Source organism: Rhodanobacter fulvus Jip2 (assembly GCF_000264315.1).
GTDB classification, from domain to species: Bacteria; Pseudomonadota; Gammaproteobacteria; order Xanthomonadales; family Rhodanobacteraceae; genus Rhodanobacter; species Rhodanobacter fulvus.
In genome coordinates, this window is record NZ_AJXU01000043.1 from 39,207 (window position 1) to 55,403 (window position 16,197).

Sequence of the window (16,197 nt, forward strand, 5' to 3'; positions counted from 1 at the left end):
GTCGTGAATACCGTGATTCGCTATTTCAAGAGCCTGCTGCTGATCGAGCTGTTCCAGGGCATGGGCCTGACCATGCGCTACATGTTCAAGCCGAAGTACACCGTGCGCTACCCGATGGAGCACATCCCGAAATCGAACCGTTTCCGCGGCCTGCACGCGTTGCGCCGCTACGCGAACGGCGAGGAGCGCTGCATTGCCTGCAAGTTGTGCGAGGCGGTGTGCCCGGCGCTGGCGATCACCATCGACTCGGCGCCGCGCGAGAGCGACGGCCAGCGCCGCACCACGCGTTACGACATCGACCTGTTCAAGTGCATCTATTGCGGTTTCTGCGAGGAAAGCTGCCCGGTGGATTCCATCGTCGAAACTTCGATCCACGAGTACCACTTCGAGAATCGCGGCGAGAACGTGGTGAACAAGCAGCAACTGCTTGCCATCGGCGACCGCTTTGAACAGCAGATCGCCGCCGATCGCGCGCAAGACGCAGCGTACCGCTGAGGCCTCCTGATGAATCCCCAAACGCTGCAACTCATCTGTTTTTACGCCTTCGGCTTCGTCACCGTGGCCGCGGCGCTGTCGGTGATCTCGCTGAAGAACACGGTGCACGCCGTGCTGGCGCTGGTGCTCACGTTCTTTAGCGCCGCTTGTCTCTGGTTGCTGCTGGAGGCCGAGTTCCTGGCGCTGGCGCTGATCGTGGTCTACGTCGGCGCGGTGATGGTGCTGTTCCTGTTCGTGGTGATGATGCTGGACATCGATCAGGAAAAGATGCGCGAAGGCTTCGTCAAGTTTCTGCCCGTCGGCCTGATCGTGGCGGTGGTGATGCTGGCGGAAATGCTCGGCTTGGTCGGTGTGCGTGCGATGAACGCCCATGTGCTGGGGCAAAACCCGGCAGTGGCAGCGGGCATGTCCAACACGGAGTGGCTGGGTCATGCCCTGTACACCACGTTCCTGCTGCCGTTCGAGATCGCCGCGCTGATCCTTACCGTGGGCGTGGTCGCTGCCGTGGCGCTGACGCTGCGCGAACGTCGCGACGCCCGCTACGAGACGCCGAGCCAGCAGGTCAGGGTCGATCCGCGCAACCGCGTGCGCATCGTGAAGATGGCCGCCGTCCGTCCGGATGAGCCGACCGCCAGCCAGGAGCCGCAGTCATGATTTCGCTCGCGCACTACATCGTGCTGGGCGCGGTGCTGTTCTGCATCGCCGTCGCCGGCCTGTTCATCAACCGCAAGAACGTGATCGTGCTGTTGATGTCGATCGAGCTGATGCTGCTCGCCGTGAACATGAACTTCGTGGCGTTCTCGCGGTTTCTGGGCGACGTGTCGGGGCAGGTGTTCGTGTTTTTCATTCTCACCGTGGCTGCGGCGGAAGCTGCCATCGGCCTGGCGATCCTGGTGTTGCTGTTCCGTAACCGCAGCACGATCAACATCGCCGACATCGACAGCATGAAGGGGTGAGGCCGGAGCGACATGCCAGTGGCATGTCGCTCCAGGCCGAACGGCCGGACAGGATGTCCGGCCCGGCGCCAACCACCATGGATGGTTCCCCGCAGAACTTCTGGCACGCAGCAATGGAAGAAAAATGGCGATATCCACACACATCCTGCTGATCATCGCGCTGGCGCCGCTGGTGGGCTGCCTGCTGGCCGGCTTCCTGGCGCGCTTCATCGGCCGTGCCGGTGCGCACAGCGTCACGATCCTCGGCGTGGCGGTGTCCTGCGCACTGTCGTTCCTGGTGCTTTACCAGCTGACCGTGGGCGGCGCGGCCGAATACAACCAGAACCTCTACACCTGGTTCCAGATCGGCCACTTCAACGCCAGCGTCGGTTTCATGGTCGACCGCCTTACCGCGATGATGCTGGTGGTGGTGAGCTTCGTGTCGTTGCTGGTGCACGTTTACACCATTGGCTACATGCGCGATGACCCGGGCTACACGCGCTTCTTCAGCTACATCTCGCTGTTCACCTTCTCGATGTTCATGCTGGTGATGAGCAACAACTTCATGCAGCTGTTCTTCGGCTGGGAAGCGGTGGGCCTGGTGTCGTACCTGCTGATCGGCTTCTGGTACAAGCGGCCGACGGCGATCTTCGCCAACCTGAAGGCGTTCATGGTCAACCGCGTGGGCGACTTCGGTTTCCTGCTGGGCATCGCCGCGGTGCTGTATTTCCTGGGTACGCTGGATTACGCCACCGCGTTCGCCAACGCGCCTTCCCTGGTCGGCCGCACGCTGCAGATTACGGCCGGTACGCAGTGGGACGCCGCCACGGTGATCTGCATCTGCCTGTTCATCGGCGCCATGGGCAAGTCGGCGCAGGTGCCGTTGCATGTGTGGCTGCCCGACTCAATGGAAGGCCCCACGCCGATCTCGGCCTTGATCCACGCGGCCACGATGGTGACCGCCGGCATCTTCATGGTGTCGCGCATGTCGCCGCTGTTCGAGCTGTCGTCCACCGCGCTGAGCTTCGTGCTGGTCATCGGCGCCACCACGGCGCTGTTCACCGGGTTGATTGGCATAGTCCAAAATGACATCAAGCGGGTGATCGCGTACTCCACGCTGTCGCAGCTGGGCTACATGACGGTGGCGCTGGGCGTGTCGATGTATTCGGGCGCGGTGTTCCACCTGATGACGCATGCGTTCTTCAAGGCGTTGCTGTTCCTGGGCGCCGGCTCGGTGATCATCGCGATGCATCACGAGCAGGACATGCGCTACATGGGCGGCCTGCGCAAGTACATGCCGATCACCTGGATCACCATGTGGGCCGGCTCGATCGCGCTGGTGGCGGTGCCGTTCACCTCGGGCTTCTATTCCAAGGACGCGATCATCGAGGCGGTGGGCGAATCCCATCGCTGGGGCGCGCATTACGCCTATTTCTGCGTGATGGCCGGCGTGCTGGTGACCGGGTTGTACACGTTCCGCCAGATGTATCTGACGTTCCACGGCAAGGAGCGCTTCACCATCGCCGAGCATCACGGCCACGGCCACGATCATGACGATCACGGCCACCACGAGCCGGGTGTGCTGGCGCATGCGCCGAAGGAATCGCCGTGGGTGGTGACACTGCCGCTGGTGCTGCTGGCGATTCCGTCGCTGCTGGTGGGCTTCTTCACCATCGGGCCGTTGCTGTTCGGCAACTGGTTCGGCAGCGCGATCCACGTGGAGGCCGCCAACGACGTGCTGGCCGAAATGGGGGCCGAGTTCCATGGGCCGTTGGCGATGGCGCTGCACGGCTTTACCCAGATGCCGTTCTGGCTGCTGCTGGCGGCGTTCATCATCTGCACCTACATCTACCTGTTCAACCCGGCCATGGCCGGCAAGATCAAGGCGGCGCTGAAGCCGCTGTGGACGGTGCTTGACCGCAAATACTGGGTCGACAACGTGTACTTCGCGCTGTTTGCCCGTGGCGGCGTCATGCTCGGCCGCGGGTTCTGGAAGGCGAGCGAGCAAGGCGTCATCGACGGCGCGATGGTCAACGGCTCGGTGGGCGTGGTGCATCGCGTCGCCGCTGCCATGCGCCGGCTGCAGTCGGGCTACCTCTATCACTATGCCTTCGCGATGATTCTCGGCCTGATCCTGCTGCTTGGCGGGTACTGGCTGGTGGGTCCCGGGCTGGCCGGGCAATAAGGGAAACGGGATCGATGTTCAATCACTTGCTCAGCCTGCTGATCTGGCTACCCGTCGTCGGTGCCATCCCGGTGTTGTTTGCCGGCTCGGCCCGACCCAACCTTGCACGCTGGCTGTCGATGCTGGTGGCCGTGCTGACCTTCGTCGCCAGCCTGTTCCTGCTGGTGCGGTACAACGCCGATACCGGCGGCATGCAGCTCACTGAAAGCTATCTGTGGATCGCCTCGTGGGGTGTCCATTACGGGCTTGCCGTCGACGGCATCTCGGTGGCGCTGATCGTGATGACCACCTTCGTCGGCATCCTGGTGATTGCCGGCGCGTGGGAGGTCATCCAGGACAAGCCGCACCTGTACATGGCCGCGATGCTTATCCTCGAAGGCCTGCTGATCGGCGTGTTCTGCGCCACCGACGCGCTGCTGTTCTACGCGCTGTTCGAAGCCATCCTGATCCCGATGTTCATCCTGATCGGCATGTGGGGCGGCCCGCGGCGCGTGTATGCCACGCTGAAGTTCTTCATCTACACGTTCTTCGGCTCGGTCTTCATGCTGATCGCGCTGCTGTACCTGTACCAGAAGGCCGGCACGTTCGACCTGGCCACGCTGGCGGCGCTGCCGCTGACGTTCAAGGAGCAGGCCTGGATCTTCTTCGCGTTCCTGATCGCGTTCGCGATCAAGGTGCCGATGGTGCCGGTGCACACCTGGCTGCCGGACGCCCATGTGGAGGCGCCGACCGGCGGCTCGGTGGTGCTGGCGGCGGTGATGTTGAAGGTGGGTACCTACGGCATGCTGCGTTTCATCCTGCCGATCGTGCCGGACGCCGGTGCGCACTTCGCCTGGCTGATCGTCGTGCTGAGCCTCATCGCGATCGTCTACATCGGCTACGTGGCGTTGGTGCAGGAGGACATGAAGAAGCTGGTGGCGTATTCGTCCGTGGCGCACATGGGCTTTGTCACCCTGGGCATCTTCATCGCCTTCGCACTGGTGCGCGAGCAGGGCAGCACCGACATGGCGCTGCTCGGCATGCAGGGCGCGATGGTGCAGATGATTTCGCACGGCTTCGTCTCCGGCGCGATGTTTACCTGCATCGGCGTGATGTACGACCGCACGCATACGCGCCAGATCAAGGATTACGGCGGCGTCATCAACGTGATGCCGTGGTTCGGCTTCTTCTACGTGCTGTTCGCGATGGCCAATTGCGGTCTGCCGGGCACCAGCGGTTTCGTCGGCGAGTTCATGGTGATCCTGGCCAGCTTCGCGGCCAGCCCGTGGATCGCGCTGTTCGCCGCGTTCACCCTGATCATCGGCGCGGCGTACACGCTGTGGCTGGTCAAGCGCGTGCTGTGGGGTGAGATCACCAACCCGCACGTGGCGGAAATGAAGGAGATCAATGGTCGCGAGACCTTCGTGCTGGTGGCGTTCGCCGCCGCCGTGCTGGCGCTGGGCATCTGGCCGCAACCGCTGATCCACCTGATGGACAGTTCGGTGTCGCAGCTGGTGCAGCAGCTCGCCATTCACAAGATTTGATCGGGACACGGACACACCATGCCAACTTTGAATGACATCCTGATCCTGCTGCCGGAGTTCTACCTGGTGGCGGCAGCGTGCTTGCTGTTGCTGCTGGACGCCTTCATGAAGCCGGCGCAGCGTCCGTTGTTGCACTGGATCTCGATCGCGGTATTGCTGGTGGCGATCTACCTGGTGATCGCGGGCCAGCCGGACCGGGCGGTAACCGCATTCGGCAGCATGTTCGTGCGTGATGACGTGGCGGAGATCATCAAGGTCTTCGCGCTGGGCACCACGGCCATGATCTTCGTCTACGCGCGTCCGTACCTGATCGACCGCAAGCTGCTCGGCGGCGAGTTCTACACGCTGATGATCTTCGCCGTGATCGGCATCATGCTGCTGGTTTCGGCGGGTAACCTGGTCACCGTCTACCTGGGCCTGGAACTGCTCTCGCTGTCGTCGTATGCGCTGGTGGCCTTGAACCGCGAGGCGAAGCTGCCGTCCGAGGCAGCGATCAAGTACTTCGTGCTGGGTGCGCTGGCGTCGGGCATGCTGCTGTACGGCATGTCGATGGTCTACGGCGCGTCGGGCATGGGCGGCACGCCCACCCTGGAACTGGCTCAGCTGAGCCATGTGATGGGCTACACCACGGCACCCACGCTGTTGCTGTTCGGCCTGATCTTCATGATCGTCGGCATCGGCTTCAAGCTGGGCGCCGCACCGTTCCATATGTGGATCCCGGACGTCTACCAGGGCGCGCCCACGCCGGTGACCACCTTTGTCGCCGCCGGCTCGAAACTGGCCGCGTTCGGCATGGCGTATCGCCTGCTGGCGGACGGAATGGGCGACCTGGCGCAGCATTGGCAGCTGATCCTGGCGGTACTGGCGGTGTTGTCGTTGGCGATCGGCAACCTGGTTGCCATCGTGCAGACCAACCTGAAGCGCATGCTGGCCTATTCCACCATTTCGCACATGGGCTATCTGTTGCTGGGTCTGTCCGCAGCCGGCCCGGAAGGCTATGCCGCAGCGTTGTTCTACGCGATCTGCTATGCGCTGATGGGCGTGGCCGCGTTCGGCGTGATCCTGGCGATGAGCCGGGCCGGGTTTGAATGCGAGGAGATCGCCGATTTCAAGGGCCTTGCCCGCAAGGCACCGTGGATGGCATTCCTGATGTTGCTGGCGATGTTCTCGCTGGCCGGCGTGCCGCCGCTGTTCGGGTTCTGGGCCAAGGTGCTGGTGCTGGAAGCGGCCATCCATGCGGACATGCTGTGGCTGGCGATCGTCGGCATCGTGTTCGCAATTGTCGGCCTGTACTACTACCTCTACGTCATCAAGGTGATGTATTTCGATGCGCCGGAAGAGGGTGGCGCATTGCAGGTACAGCAGGACAAGCCATTGCGTCTGGTGCTGTCGCTGAACGCACTTTCACTGCTGGCGCTGGGACTGTACTGGGGGCCGTTGCTCGCCTGGTGCCGTCGCGCGTTCGGCGTGTAAGAGGATGCGGCGATTTGCGGAAATAATGGCGTCGACGCTTGCAAGAAACCGGCCATTACGTTAATATCTTCGGACTCTGATGCGGGGTGGAGCAGTCTGGCAGCTCGTCGGGCTCATAACCCGAAGGTCGCAGGTTCGAATCCTGCCCCCGCTACCAGATCTTTCTTGATGCAAGAAAGCCTCCTCGTGAGGCTTTTTTGTTGGGCGCAAGGATGCGTAGTGCCGGGTGGCAGGTTTCGCCAGGGCACCGGAAGGAGCTGCACGAGGAGGAACATCGGCGACACAGGGAAATGGGCCGTTGGAGCCCATTTTTTGTTTCTGCCGTTCTGAGAGTGAGCCGGGAATAACGACCCATGGATACACAGGCACTGGCACAGCGTTTCAACGAGGTTCTGGCCGATCTGGGCCTGGAATGCCTTGGCGTGGAGTTCAACCCGTCGCAAGGGCAGAGTACCCTGCGCATCTACGTGGACCTGCTGGACAAGAGCGGCGCCGATGGTGAGCGCCGTGAGGTCGGCATCGAGGATTGCGAAAGCGCCAGCCGCGAGTTGTCGGCGATGCTCGATGTGGAGGATCCGATCCCCGGCCATTACGTGCTGGAGGTTTCCTCGCCCGGTATTGATCGCCCGCTGTTCACCGCCGCGCAATTTGCGAAGGTCGATGGGCAGGAAGTGAAGGTGCTGCTGAGGGCGCCGCTGGAAGGGCGCCGTCGCCTGCGCGGCAAGCTGGCATCGGTGGAAGGCGAGCACATCGTGCTGGAAGCCGAAGGCAAGACATTCGAATTCGATCATGCACTGGTGGAAAGTGCGCGTGTGGTGCCGGACTGGGTAGCGCTGGGTTATGCGCCGCAGCCCAAGCCCGGCGGCAAGGCATCCGGAAAAAAGTAATTCGATGCGGCCCCACCATGGCTGCGTTCCAGGTTTTGTGTTCCGGGACGAACACAACAATTTCAACCATCGGTATCCGCACGTGATGCCTACGGAGTTGCTGCAATGAGCAAAGAACTTTTGCTGGTCGTCGACGCGGTCGCCAATGAAAAGGGCGTGCCGCTGGAAGTGATTTTCGAGGCGATGGAGGCCGCGCTGGCTTCGGCCGCGAAGAAGCGCTACCCCGAGGAAGAGCCCGACGTGCGCGTGTCGATCGACCACGACACCGGCGAATACGAAACCTTCCGTCGCTGGGAAATCATTGCCGACGATGGCGAGATGGAATCGCCGTCGTATCAACTGCGTCTGATGGATGCGCTGGACGTGCGCCCGGATGCCCAGGTGGGCGAATACATCGAGGAGCAGGTCGAGAACGCCGAGTTCGGCCGCATCGCCGCGCAGGCCGCCAAGCAGGTGATCGTGCAGCGCGTACGCGAGGCCGAGCGCCAGCAGGTGGTCGATGCGTTCGCCGATCGCGTCGGCGAGTTGGTCACCGGCATCGTCAAGCGGGTCGAGCGCGGCAACATCTACCTGGACCTGGGCAGCAACGCCGAGGCCTTCATCCCACGCGACAAGACGATTCCGCGCGAGTCGGCCCGCGTCGGCGACCGCGTGCGCGGTTATCTGTATGAAGTGCGTTCCGAGCCGCGCGGCCCGCAGTTGTTCGTGTCGCGCGCCGCGCCGGAATTCATGATCGAGCTGTTCAAGCTGGAAGTGCCGGAAGTCGGTCAGGGCCTGGTCGAGATCAAGGGTTGCGCCCGCGATCCCGGCGACCGCGCCAAGATCGCCGTGCTGGCGCATGACAGCCGCACCGATCCCATCGGCGCCTGCATCGGCATGCGCGGTTCGCGCGTGCAGGCGGTCTCGAACGACCTCAACGGTGAGCGCGTCGACATCATCCTGTGGCACGAGAACCAGGCGCAGTTCGTGATCAACGCGATGGCGCCGGCTGAAGTGCAGTCCATCATCATGGACGAGGAAAAGCACTCGATGGACATCGCGGTGGCCGAGGACAAGCTGTCCCAGGCGATCGGCCGCGGTGGCCAGAACGTGCGCCTGGCCAGCAAGCTCACCGGCTGGCAGCTCAACGTGATGACGCAGGACCAGGTCACCGCCAAGAGCGAGAGCGAGCAGGATGCCGCCCGCCAGTTGTTCATGGACAAGCTCGAGGTGGACCAGGAAATCGCCAACATCCTGGTGCAGGAAGGCTTCTCCAGCGTCGAGGAAATCGCCTACGTGCCCAGCGCCGAGCTGCTGGCCGTGGAAGGCTTCGACGAGGACATCGTCGAGGAGCTGCGTGCGCGCGCCCGCGATGCCTTGCTGACCGAGGCGCTGGCCGCGGAAGAGGGTGTCGACGAAGGCGAGGGTTCCGGCGATCTGCTGGCGCTTGAAGGCATGGACGAATCGCTGGCGCTGGCACTGGCCGCCCGCGAAGTTTTCACGGTGGACGACCTGGCCGACCTGGCCGTGGACGACCTGATCGATATCGAGGGCATGGACGAGGCGCGCGCCGCGGCGCTGATCATGTCCGCACGCGCACCCATGATCGAGCGGCTGGAGAAGGGCGGCTAACCGCGGTTGGCGGCGCCCTGGAGGGGCGCACCGGGAAAGGCCTGCGGGCCTTTCACCACGGATGGAGGTGGCGGCGCAGACAATGCCGCACAGACGATAAGCGCGGGAACGGCGGAGCAACAAAACGATGTCGGACGTCACGATCAAACAACTCGCCCAGGTATTGGGCATGCCGGTGGACAAGCTGCTGACGCAGCTTGGCGAGGCGGGCATGAAATTTTCCGACCAGGAGCAGGTCATCAGCAGCACCGAGAAGGTGAAGCTGCTGGGCTTCCTGCGTCGCACGCACGGCAAGGGCGACACTGCGGCCGAGGCCGACGCCAGTGCGCCCAGGCAGATCACGCTCAAGCGACGCACGGTCGGCGAATTGAAGGTCGCCACGCCCGGTGCGCGTGGCGCCGCCGGTACCGCCAAGACGGTGAATGTGGAAGTGCGCGCCAAGCGCACCTACGTCAAGCGCAGCGTGATCGCCGAAGAAGCCAGCGCCGAGCCCGAGCGCGAGGAGGCCGCGCGCAAGCTGCAGGAATCGCAGCAGCAACGCGAACAGGAAGAGACCGAGCATCGCGAGCAGGAAGCGCGGCGCCAGGAAGAAGCGCAGCAGCGCGCTCGGGAAGAAGAGCAGAAGCAGCAGGCCGCCGAGGCGCAGCGCCGGGCGCAAGCCGAGGCGGAAGCCGCCGAGCAGGCGCCGGCTGCCACGGAGACTGCCGCACCGGCGCCTGAAGCTTCCGGGGTCGAGGCGACACAGGATGCCGCGGATTCGTCCGTGGTCCAGCGTATCGACCAGCGCGAGCTGGGCATGATCCTGCCGCGCATCCACGAGCCGCGTAAACGCGAAAAGCTGGTCAAGCCGGCTCCGGCACCCGCCCCGGCGCCAGCGCCTGCACCTGCACCTGCGCGTGCGGCGACGACGCGCCCCGCGGCCGGCGCCAGCGACACGGCAGCGCCTGCCACCGATGCCGGGCGCGGCAAGGCCAAGCACGCCCGTGGTGGCGAGCGTGGCGATGCGAGCGGCAAGCGTTTCGCCGGCGGCGAACTGCACCTCAGCGAGGCCGATCGCGCCCGCCGTTCCAGCAACAACAAGCGTGGCAAGCCCGGCCGCAGCAGCGGTCGCGATGCCATGCGCAGCAGCCACAGCGCGCCCAGCGGCCCGCATGGCTTCTCGCGTCCCACCGCGCCGGTGGTGCGTGAGGTGATCGTCAGCGATGCCAACATCGTGGCCGAGCTGGCGCAGAAGATGGCGGTCAAGGGTTCGGAGGTGGTCAAGGCGCTGTTCAAGATGGGCGTCATGGCGACCATCAACCAGACCATCGATCACGACACCGCCGTGCTGGTGGTGGAGGAACTCGGCCACGTGCCTGTGGCCGACACGCAGAACAATGCCGAGGAAACGCTGGCCGCCCACACCCAGAACGTGGAGCTGGAAGGCGAGAAGAGCACCCGCCCGCCGGTCGTCACCATCATGGGTCACGTCGACCACGGCAAGACCTCGTTGCTCGATTACATCCGCCGCACCAAGGTGGCTTCCGGCGAAGCCGGTGGCATCACCCAGCACATCGGCGCGTATCACGTGAAAACGTCGAAGGGCGTGATCACCTTCCTCGATACCCCGGGCCACGCGGCGTTCACCTCGATGCGCGCCCGTGGTGCGCAATCGACCGACATCGTGATCCTGGTGGTGGCCGCCGATGACGGCGTGAAGCCGCAGACGATCGAGGCGGTCAAGCATGCGCGCGCCGCCAAGGTGCCGCTGATCGTGGCCGTCAACAAGATGGACAAGGACGGCGCCAACCCGGACAACGTGAAGCAGGGTCTGGTGGCGCAGGAAGTGGTGCCGGAAGACTGGGGCGGCGACGTGCAGTTCGTGCCGGTGTCGGCCAAGACCGGCATGGGCGTGGAGGATCTGCTGGACGCCATCTCGATCCAGGCCGAAGTGATGGAGCTGAGCGCCGTGGTCGATGGTCGCGCCTCGGGCGTGGTGATCGAATCCAGCCTTGACCGTGGTCGTGGTCCGGTGGCCACCGTGCTGGTGCAGCAGGGCACGCTGAAGAAGGGCGATTTCATCGTCTGCGGCATCGAATACGGCCGCATGCGCGCGCTGATCGACGAATCGGGCAAGCAGGTCGCAGAAGCCGGCCCGTCGATTCCCGTGCAGGTGCTCGGCTTGTCCGGCGTGCCGGAAACCGGCGACGACTTTGTCTGCGTCGAGGACGAGCGGCTGGCCCGCGAAGTGGCCGAAGAACGCCAGCTGAAACGTCGCGAAACGCGCATGGTCAGCAAGGCCAACCGGCTCGAGGACATCATCGCCAGGATGGGTCAGGGCGAAGAGCAGCAGACGCTCAACATCCTGGTCAAGGGCGACGTGCAGGGCTCGGTCGAAGCCTTGCGCGAATCGCTCACGCAGATCGGCAACGAGCGCGTGCGCGTCAACGTGGTTTCCTCCGGCGTCGGCGGCATCACCGAGTCGGACGCCACCCTGGCGGCCGCCTCGAAGGCGCTGGTCATCGGCTTCAACGTGCGCGCCGATGCGTCGGCACGCAAGGTCATCGAGACCAACGGCCTGGACGTGCGCTACTTCTCGATCATCTATGACGTGATCGATCAGGTCACCCAGGCGGCCACCGGTCTGCTCGGCATGGAAGTGCGCGAGGACATCATCGGCCTGGCCGAGGTGCGCGACGTGTTCCGCAGTTCCAAGTTCGGCGCCGTGGCCGGTTGCATGGTTACCGAAGGCACGGTCAAGCGCAGCAAGCCGATTCGCGTGTTGCGCGACAGCGTGGTGATCTTCGAAGGCGAACTGGAATCGCTGCGCCGCTTCAAGGAACTGGTCGACGAAGTGCGCAACGGCATGGAATGCGGCATCGCGGTCAAGCAGTACAACGACGTCAAGGCCGGCGACCAGATCGAGTGCTTCGAGCGCACCGAAGTGGCGCGCACGCTGTAACGCAGGCGTTACAGCGTGGGAATAGGGAATGGGGAATCGGGAATGGTAAAAACCGGTTCCTCCCCCGATTCCCGGTTCCGCGTGCTTTTTGCTCTTCCCATTCCCCATTCTCTATTTCCCATTCCCGGCTTCTCTATGCCCTCCCGCGATTTCAAACGTACTGACCGCATCGGTGCCGAACTGCGCCGCGAACTCGGCTTGCTGGTGCATGCGGCCGTGCGCGATCACGGCCTGCCGTCGGTCAGTGTCTCGGACGTGGAGATCACGCGCGACCTGGATTGGGCCACGGTATGGGTGACCGCGCTGCTGCCCGACCAGGGCTTGCCCGCGGTGAAGGCGTTGAACCAGATCAGTCACGAGATCCGGCATTCGCTGGCGCACAGCGGCATGCGCATGCGGCGTGTGCCGGAGCTGAAGTTCAAGTACGACGACTCGGTCGACAAGGGCGAGCGCATCGAGACGCTGCTGCGCGAGCAGGCACGTACGCTGCCGCCGGCCGACGACAAGCAGGATTGACGGAAGGTCGAGTGGCATCCCGTGCTTCGATAAACCGGTCTGAGCGTGTCCAGTGGCGTGACTTGCACGGCATCGTGCTGCTCGACAAGCCGATGGGCGTGAGCTCCAACCAGGCGTTGCAGTCGGCGCGCCGATTGTTTCGCGCCGCCAAGGGTGGCCATGCCGGCGCGCTCGATCCGCTGGCGACCGGGTTGCTGCCACTATGTTTCGGCGAGGCCACCAAGTTGGCCGGCACCCTGCTTGGTTCACGCAAGGCGTACATCGCCGAATGCCGCCTGGGCGTCACCACCGATACCGCCGATCGCGAAGGCGAAGTCCTGCAGCAACATCCCGTGCCGCCGCTCGACGACGCCATGATCGAGGCGGCGCTGGCGAAGCTGCGCGGCCGCATCCTGCAGGTGCCGCCGATGTATTCGGCACTCAAGCGCGACGGTGAACGGTTGTATGAGAAAGCGCGTCGCGGCGAGACGGTTGAGGTGGAACCCCGGGAAGTCGACGTGCATCAGCTGGAATTGCAGGCGCGTACGGATGACACCTTGCAGCTGCTGGTCGAATGCGGCTCGGGCACCTACGTGCGTGCGCTGGCCACGGCGCTGGGCGACGATCTGGGTTGCGGCGCCCATCTGATCGCATTGCGCCGTACCTGGATCGAACCCTTCCGCGAACCGCGCATGGTGACACTGGAGGATTTGCAGCAGGCTGCCGAGCAGGGTGACGACGTGCTGCTGTCGCGGATGCTGCCGGTTTCCGCTGGCCTGTCGGACATTCCCGCCGTGCACCTCGACGAAACGCAAAGCATGGCGATCGCCCGCGGTCAGCCGGTGCAGTTGGACGCATCCTTGCCGACCGGTCGCTGTGCGGCATTTGCCAGCGATGGCGCGCTGCTGGCGGTGCTCGAGTTGGATGCACAGCGGCAAACCCGCATCCTGCGCGGCTTCAACCTGCCGCCGGAAGACGATTTCCGGCAAAAAAGCCGCTCTGCTCTTGTTGTAACACCGCTCCGGTCAGTAGAATAGACAAGTTATTTCAACGCTTTCACTCATCTAGGCGAAGCTTGCGCTTGTGTCATCGCTGATGATGCAAGCGCAAGCTTCGCATCGCCTTTTCAAGGAAACGTACTCCATGTCTCTTACCGCAGAACAGACCGGCAAGATCATCGCTGATTTCGGCCGCGTGCCGAACGATACCGGTTCGACCGAAGTCCAGGTGGCCCTGCTGTCCGCTCGCATCGAGCACCTCACCGGCCACTTCAAGGATCACAAGCAGGACCACCACTCCCGCCGTGGTCTGCTGAAGCTGGTCAATCAGCGCAAGCGTCTGCTGGCGTACCTGAAGGATCGCGATCTCGCCCGTTACCAGACCCTGATCGAGCGCCTCGGCCTGCGTCGCTGATTCGCGCGCGTTCCTGCGTGAACGCAAGGATCAAGAAGCGCCCGTCGCAGGGCGCACTTCTTCAATCAGATCAGGAATCAAACACGTGGCAAAAGTAACCAAGTCATTCCAGTACGGTAATCACGAAGTCACACTGGAGACGGGCGAAATTGCCCGCCAGGCATCCGGTGCGGTCATGGTCAGCATGGGCGGCACCGTGGTGCTGGTCACCGCCGTGGCGGCCACCAAGCAGAAGGAAGGGCAGGATTTCTTCCCGCTCACCGTCGACTATGTCGAGAAGTTCTATTCCGCCGGTCGCATCCCCGGTGGTTTCTTCAAGCGCGAGGGTCGCCCGACCGAGAAGGAAACGCTGACCTCGCGCCTGATCGATCGCCCGGTGCGCCCGCTGTTCCCGGATGACTTCAAGAACGAGGTGCAGGTCATCGCGCAGGTCGTGTCGCTGAACCCGGAAGTGGACGGCGACATCGTGGCCCTGCTGGGCGCATCAGCCGCGCTGAGCTTGGCAGGCATTCCGTTCAAGGGTCCGATCGGCGCCGCCCGCGTCGGTTACGCCAACGGCCAGTACCTGCTGAACCCCACCGCCACCGAACTGAAGACCTCCGATCTCGACCTGGTCGTCGCCGGTACCGCCGGTGCCGTGCTGATGGTGGAGTCGGAAGCCAAGCTGCTGTCCGAGGACGTGATGCTGGGCGCGGTGATGTTCGGCCACAAGCAGATGCAGACCGCCATCCGCGCCATCGCCGAGCTGGCCGCCGAAGCCGCCAAGCCCTCGTGGGACTGGAAGGCACCGGCCCGCGACGAATCGCTGGTTGCCGCCGTCAAGGGTGCCGTCGGCGATCAGCTGGCTGCGGCGTTCCAGGTGCGCGACAAGCTGGAGCGTCGCGACGCGATCTCCGCGATCAAGTCCGACGTGCTGGCCGGCCTCAAGGCGCAGGCCGAAGAGAAGGGCTGGGCGTCCGCTGCGGTCGCCAAGGAATTCGAGGAACTCGAATACCACACCATGCGCGACAGCGTGCTGAAGACCAAGGTCCGCATCGACGGCCGTCAGCTCGACGACGTGCGCGCCATCTCGGCCCGCATCGGCGTGCTGCCCCGTACGCATGGTTCGGCGCTGTTCACCCGTGGCGAAACCCAGGCGCTGGTCGTCATCACGCTGGGCACCACGCGCGACGCGCAGATCATCGACGCCCCCGGCGGCGAGTCGAAGGATCCGTTCCTGTTCCACTACAACTTCCCCCCGTTCTCGGTGGGCGAAGCCGGCCGTTTCGGCGCGCCGAAGCGTCGCGAGATCGGCCACGGCCGCCTCGCCAAGCGCGGCGTGCAGGCGGTCAAGCCGACGATCGAGGAATTCCCGTACGTGGTGCGCGTGGTCTCGGAAATCACCGAGTCCAACGGCTCCTCGTCGATGGCCTCGGTGTGCGGTTCCTCGCTGGCGATGATGGATGCCGGCGTGCCGCTCAAGGCGCCGGTGGCCGGCATCGCGATGGGCCTGGTCAAGGAAGGCAACGACTTCGTCGTGTTGAGCGACATCCTGGGTGATGAAGATCACCTCGGCGACATGGACTTCAAGGTGGCCGGTAGCGCCGATGGCATCTCCGCGCTGCAGATGGACATCAAGATCGACGGCATCACCGAAGAGATCATGAAGGTGGCGCTGGCCCAGGCCAAGCAGGGTCGCCTGCACATCCTGGGCGAGATGGCCAAGTGCCTGAGCACGGCCCGCACCGAGATGAGCGAGTTCGCACCGCGCCTGCTGACCATCAAGATCCACCCGGACAAGATCCGCGAAGTGATCGGCAAGGGCGGCGCCACGATCCGCTCGATCACCGAGGAAACCGGCACCACCATCGACATCAGCGATGACGGCACCATCATCATCGGCTCGGTCAATCGCGAAGCGGCCGAGGCGGCGAAGAAGCGCATCGAGCAGATCACCTCCGACGTGGAGCCGGGCCGTATCTACGAAGGCAAGGTCGCCAAGCTGATGGACTTCGGCGCGTTCGTCACGATCATGCCGGGCAAGGATGGTCTGGTGCACGTGTCGCAGATTTCCGATGAGCGCGTCGAGAAGGTGTCCGACAAGCTGAAGGAAGGCGACATCGTCAAGGTCAAGGTGCTCGAGGTCGACAAGCAGGGCCGCATCCGCCTGTCGATGAAGGCGGTGACCGACGAGGAACGCGCCAGCGTCTGATTCGTTTCGCGTTGAACACCAGAAGGCCCGGTATTTCGATACCGGGCC

Annotated in this window: 13 protein-coding genes and 1 tRNA gene; all 14 read left to right on the forward strand. The window is 64.0% G+C overall.

The features are described from left to right. The first annotated feature begins 3 nt into the window (after positions 1-3). Entirely contained in the window at positions 4-495 is a 492-nt protein-coding gene (gene nuoI, locus UU9_RS10885; RefSeq protein WP_007081806.1) for an NADH-quinone oxidoreductase subunit NuoI, read from the forward strand. A 9-nt stretch (positions 496-504) separates the two neighbouring features. Then, positions 505-1,149 (forward strand): NADH-quinone oxidoreductase subunit J, encoded by a 645-nt coding sequence (locus tag UU9_RS10890; protein ID WP_007081807.1) that lies wholly within the window; start codon positions 505-507, stop codon positions 1,147-1,149. Beyond that, the gene (gene nuoK / locus UU9_RS10895) at positions 1,146-1,451 is read left to right on the forward strand and encodes an NADH-quinone oxidoreductase subunit NuoK (protein WP_007081808.1); all 306 of its coding nucleotides are present in this window, start codon (positions 1,146-1,148) and stop codon (positions 1,449-1,451) included. Before UU9_RS10890 ends, nuoK begins: the two co-directional genes overlap by 4 nt. A gap of 124 nt (positions 1,452-1,575) precedes the next feature. Further along, the gene (gene nuoL, locus UU9_RS10900; RefSeq protein WP_007081809.1) at positions 1,576-3,615 is read left to right on the forward strand and encodes an NADH-quinone oxidoreductase subunit L; all 2,040 of its coding nucleotides are present in this window, start codon (positions 1,576-1,578) and stop codon (positions 3,613-3,615) included. Between the two features lie 14 nt (positions 3,616-3,629). Then, on the forward strand, positions 3,630-5,138 hold the full coding sequence (locus UU9_RS10905; protein ID WP_007081810.1) for an NADH-quinone oxidoreductase subunit M: 1,509 nt from the start codon (positions 3,630-3,632) through the stop codon (positions 5,136-5,138). An 18-nt stretch (positions 5,139-5,156) separates the two neighbouring features. Continuing rightward, positions 5,157-6,611, forward strand: a complete 1,455-nt coding sequence (gene nuoN, locus UU9_RS10910) for an NADH-quinone oxidoreductase subunit NuoN (RefSeq protein ID WP_040670828.1) — start codon at positions 5,157-5,159, stop codon at positions 6,609-6,611. 80 nt (positions 6,612-6,691) lie between these two features. Next, a tRNA-Met gene (locus tag UU9_RS10915) sits at positions 6,692-6,768 on the forward strand. 196 nt (positions 6,769-6,964) lie between these two features. Then, on the forward strand, positions 6,965-7,498 hold the full coding sequence (locus tag UU9_RS10920; protein ID WP_007081812.1) for a ribosome maturation factor RimP: 534 nt from the start codon (positions 6,965-6,967) through the stop codon (positions 7,496-7,498). Positions 7,499-7,603: 105 nt separating this feature from the next. Then, a complete protein-coding gene (gene nusA, locus UU9_RS10925; RefSeq protein WP_007081813.1) occupies positions 7,604-9,109 on the forward strand; it encodes a transcription termination factor NusA in 1,506 nt (501 codons plus the stop codon). A gap of 127 nt (positions 9,110-9,236) precedes the next feature. Further along, positions 9,237-12,050 carry a translation initiation factor IF-2 gene (gene infB / locus UU9_RS10930; RefSeq protein WP_007081814.1) on the forward strand — a complete coding sequence of 938 codons (2,814 nt, stop codon included), beginning with the start codon at positions 9,237-9,239 and terminating at the stop codon, positions 12,048-12,050. A 135-nt stretch (positions 12,051-12,185) separates the two neighbouring features. After that, positions 12,186-12,566, forward strand: coding sequence for a 30S ribosome-binding factor RbfA (gene rbfA / locus UU9_RS10935; protein WP_007081815.1), 381 nt, complete (start codon positions 12,186-12,188; stop codon positions 12,564-12,566). Positions 12,567-12,628: 62 nt separating this feature from the next. Beyond that, positions 12,629-13,582, forward strand: coding sequence for a tRNA pseudouridine(55) synthase TruB (truB, locus tag UU9_RS10940; protein WP_007081816.1), 954 nt, complete (start codon positions 12,629-12,631; stop codon positions 13,580-13,582). Between the two features lie 106 nt (positions 13,583-13,688). Beyond that, positions 13,689-13,958, forward strand: a complete 270-nt coding sequence (rpsO, locus tag UU9_RS10945; protein ID WP_007081817.1) for a 30S ribosomal protein S15 — start codon at positions 13,689-13,691, stop codon at positions 13,956-13,958. 85 nt (positions 13,959-14,043) lie between these two features. Continuing rightward, positions 14,044-16,149, forward strand: coding sequence for a polyribonucleotide nucleotidyltransferase (gene pnp / locus UU9_RS10950; protein WP_007081818.1), 2,106 nt, complete (start codon positions 14,044-14,046; stop codon positions 16,147-16,149). Positions 16,150-16,197: the final 48 nt, after the last annotated feature.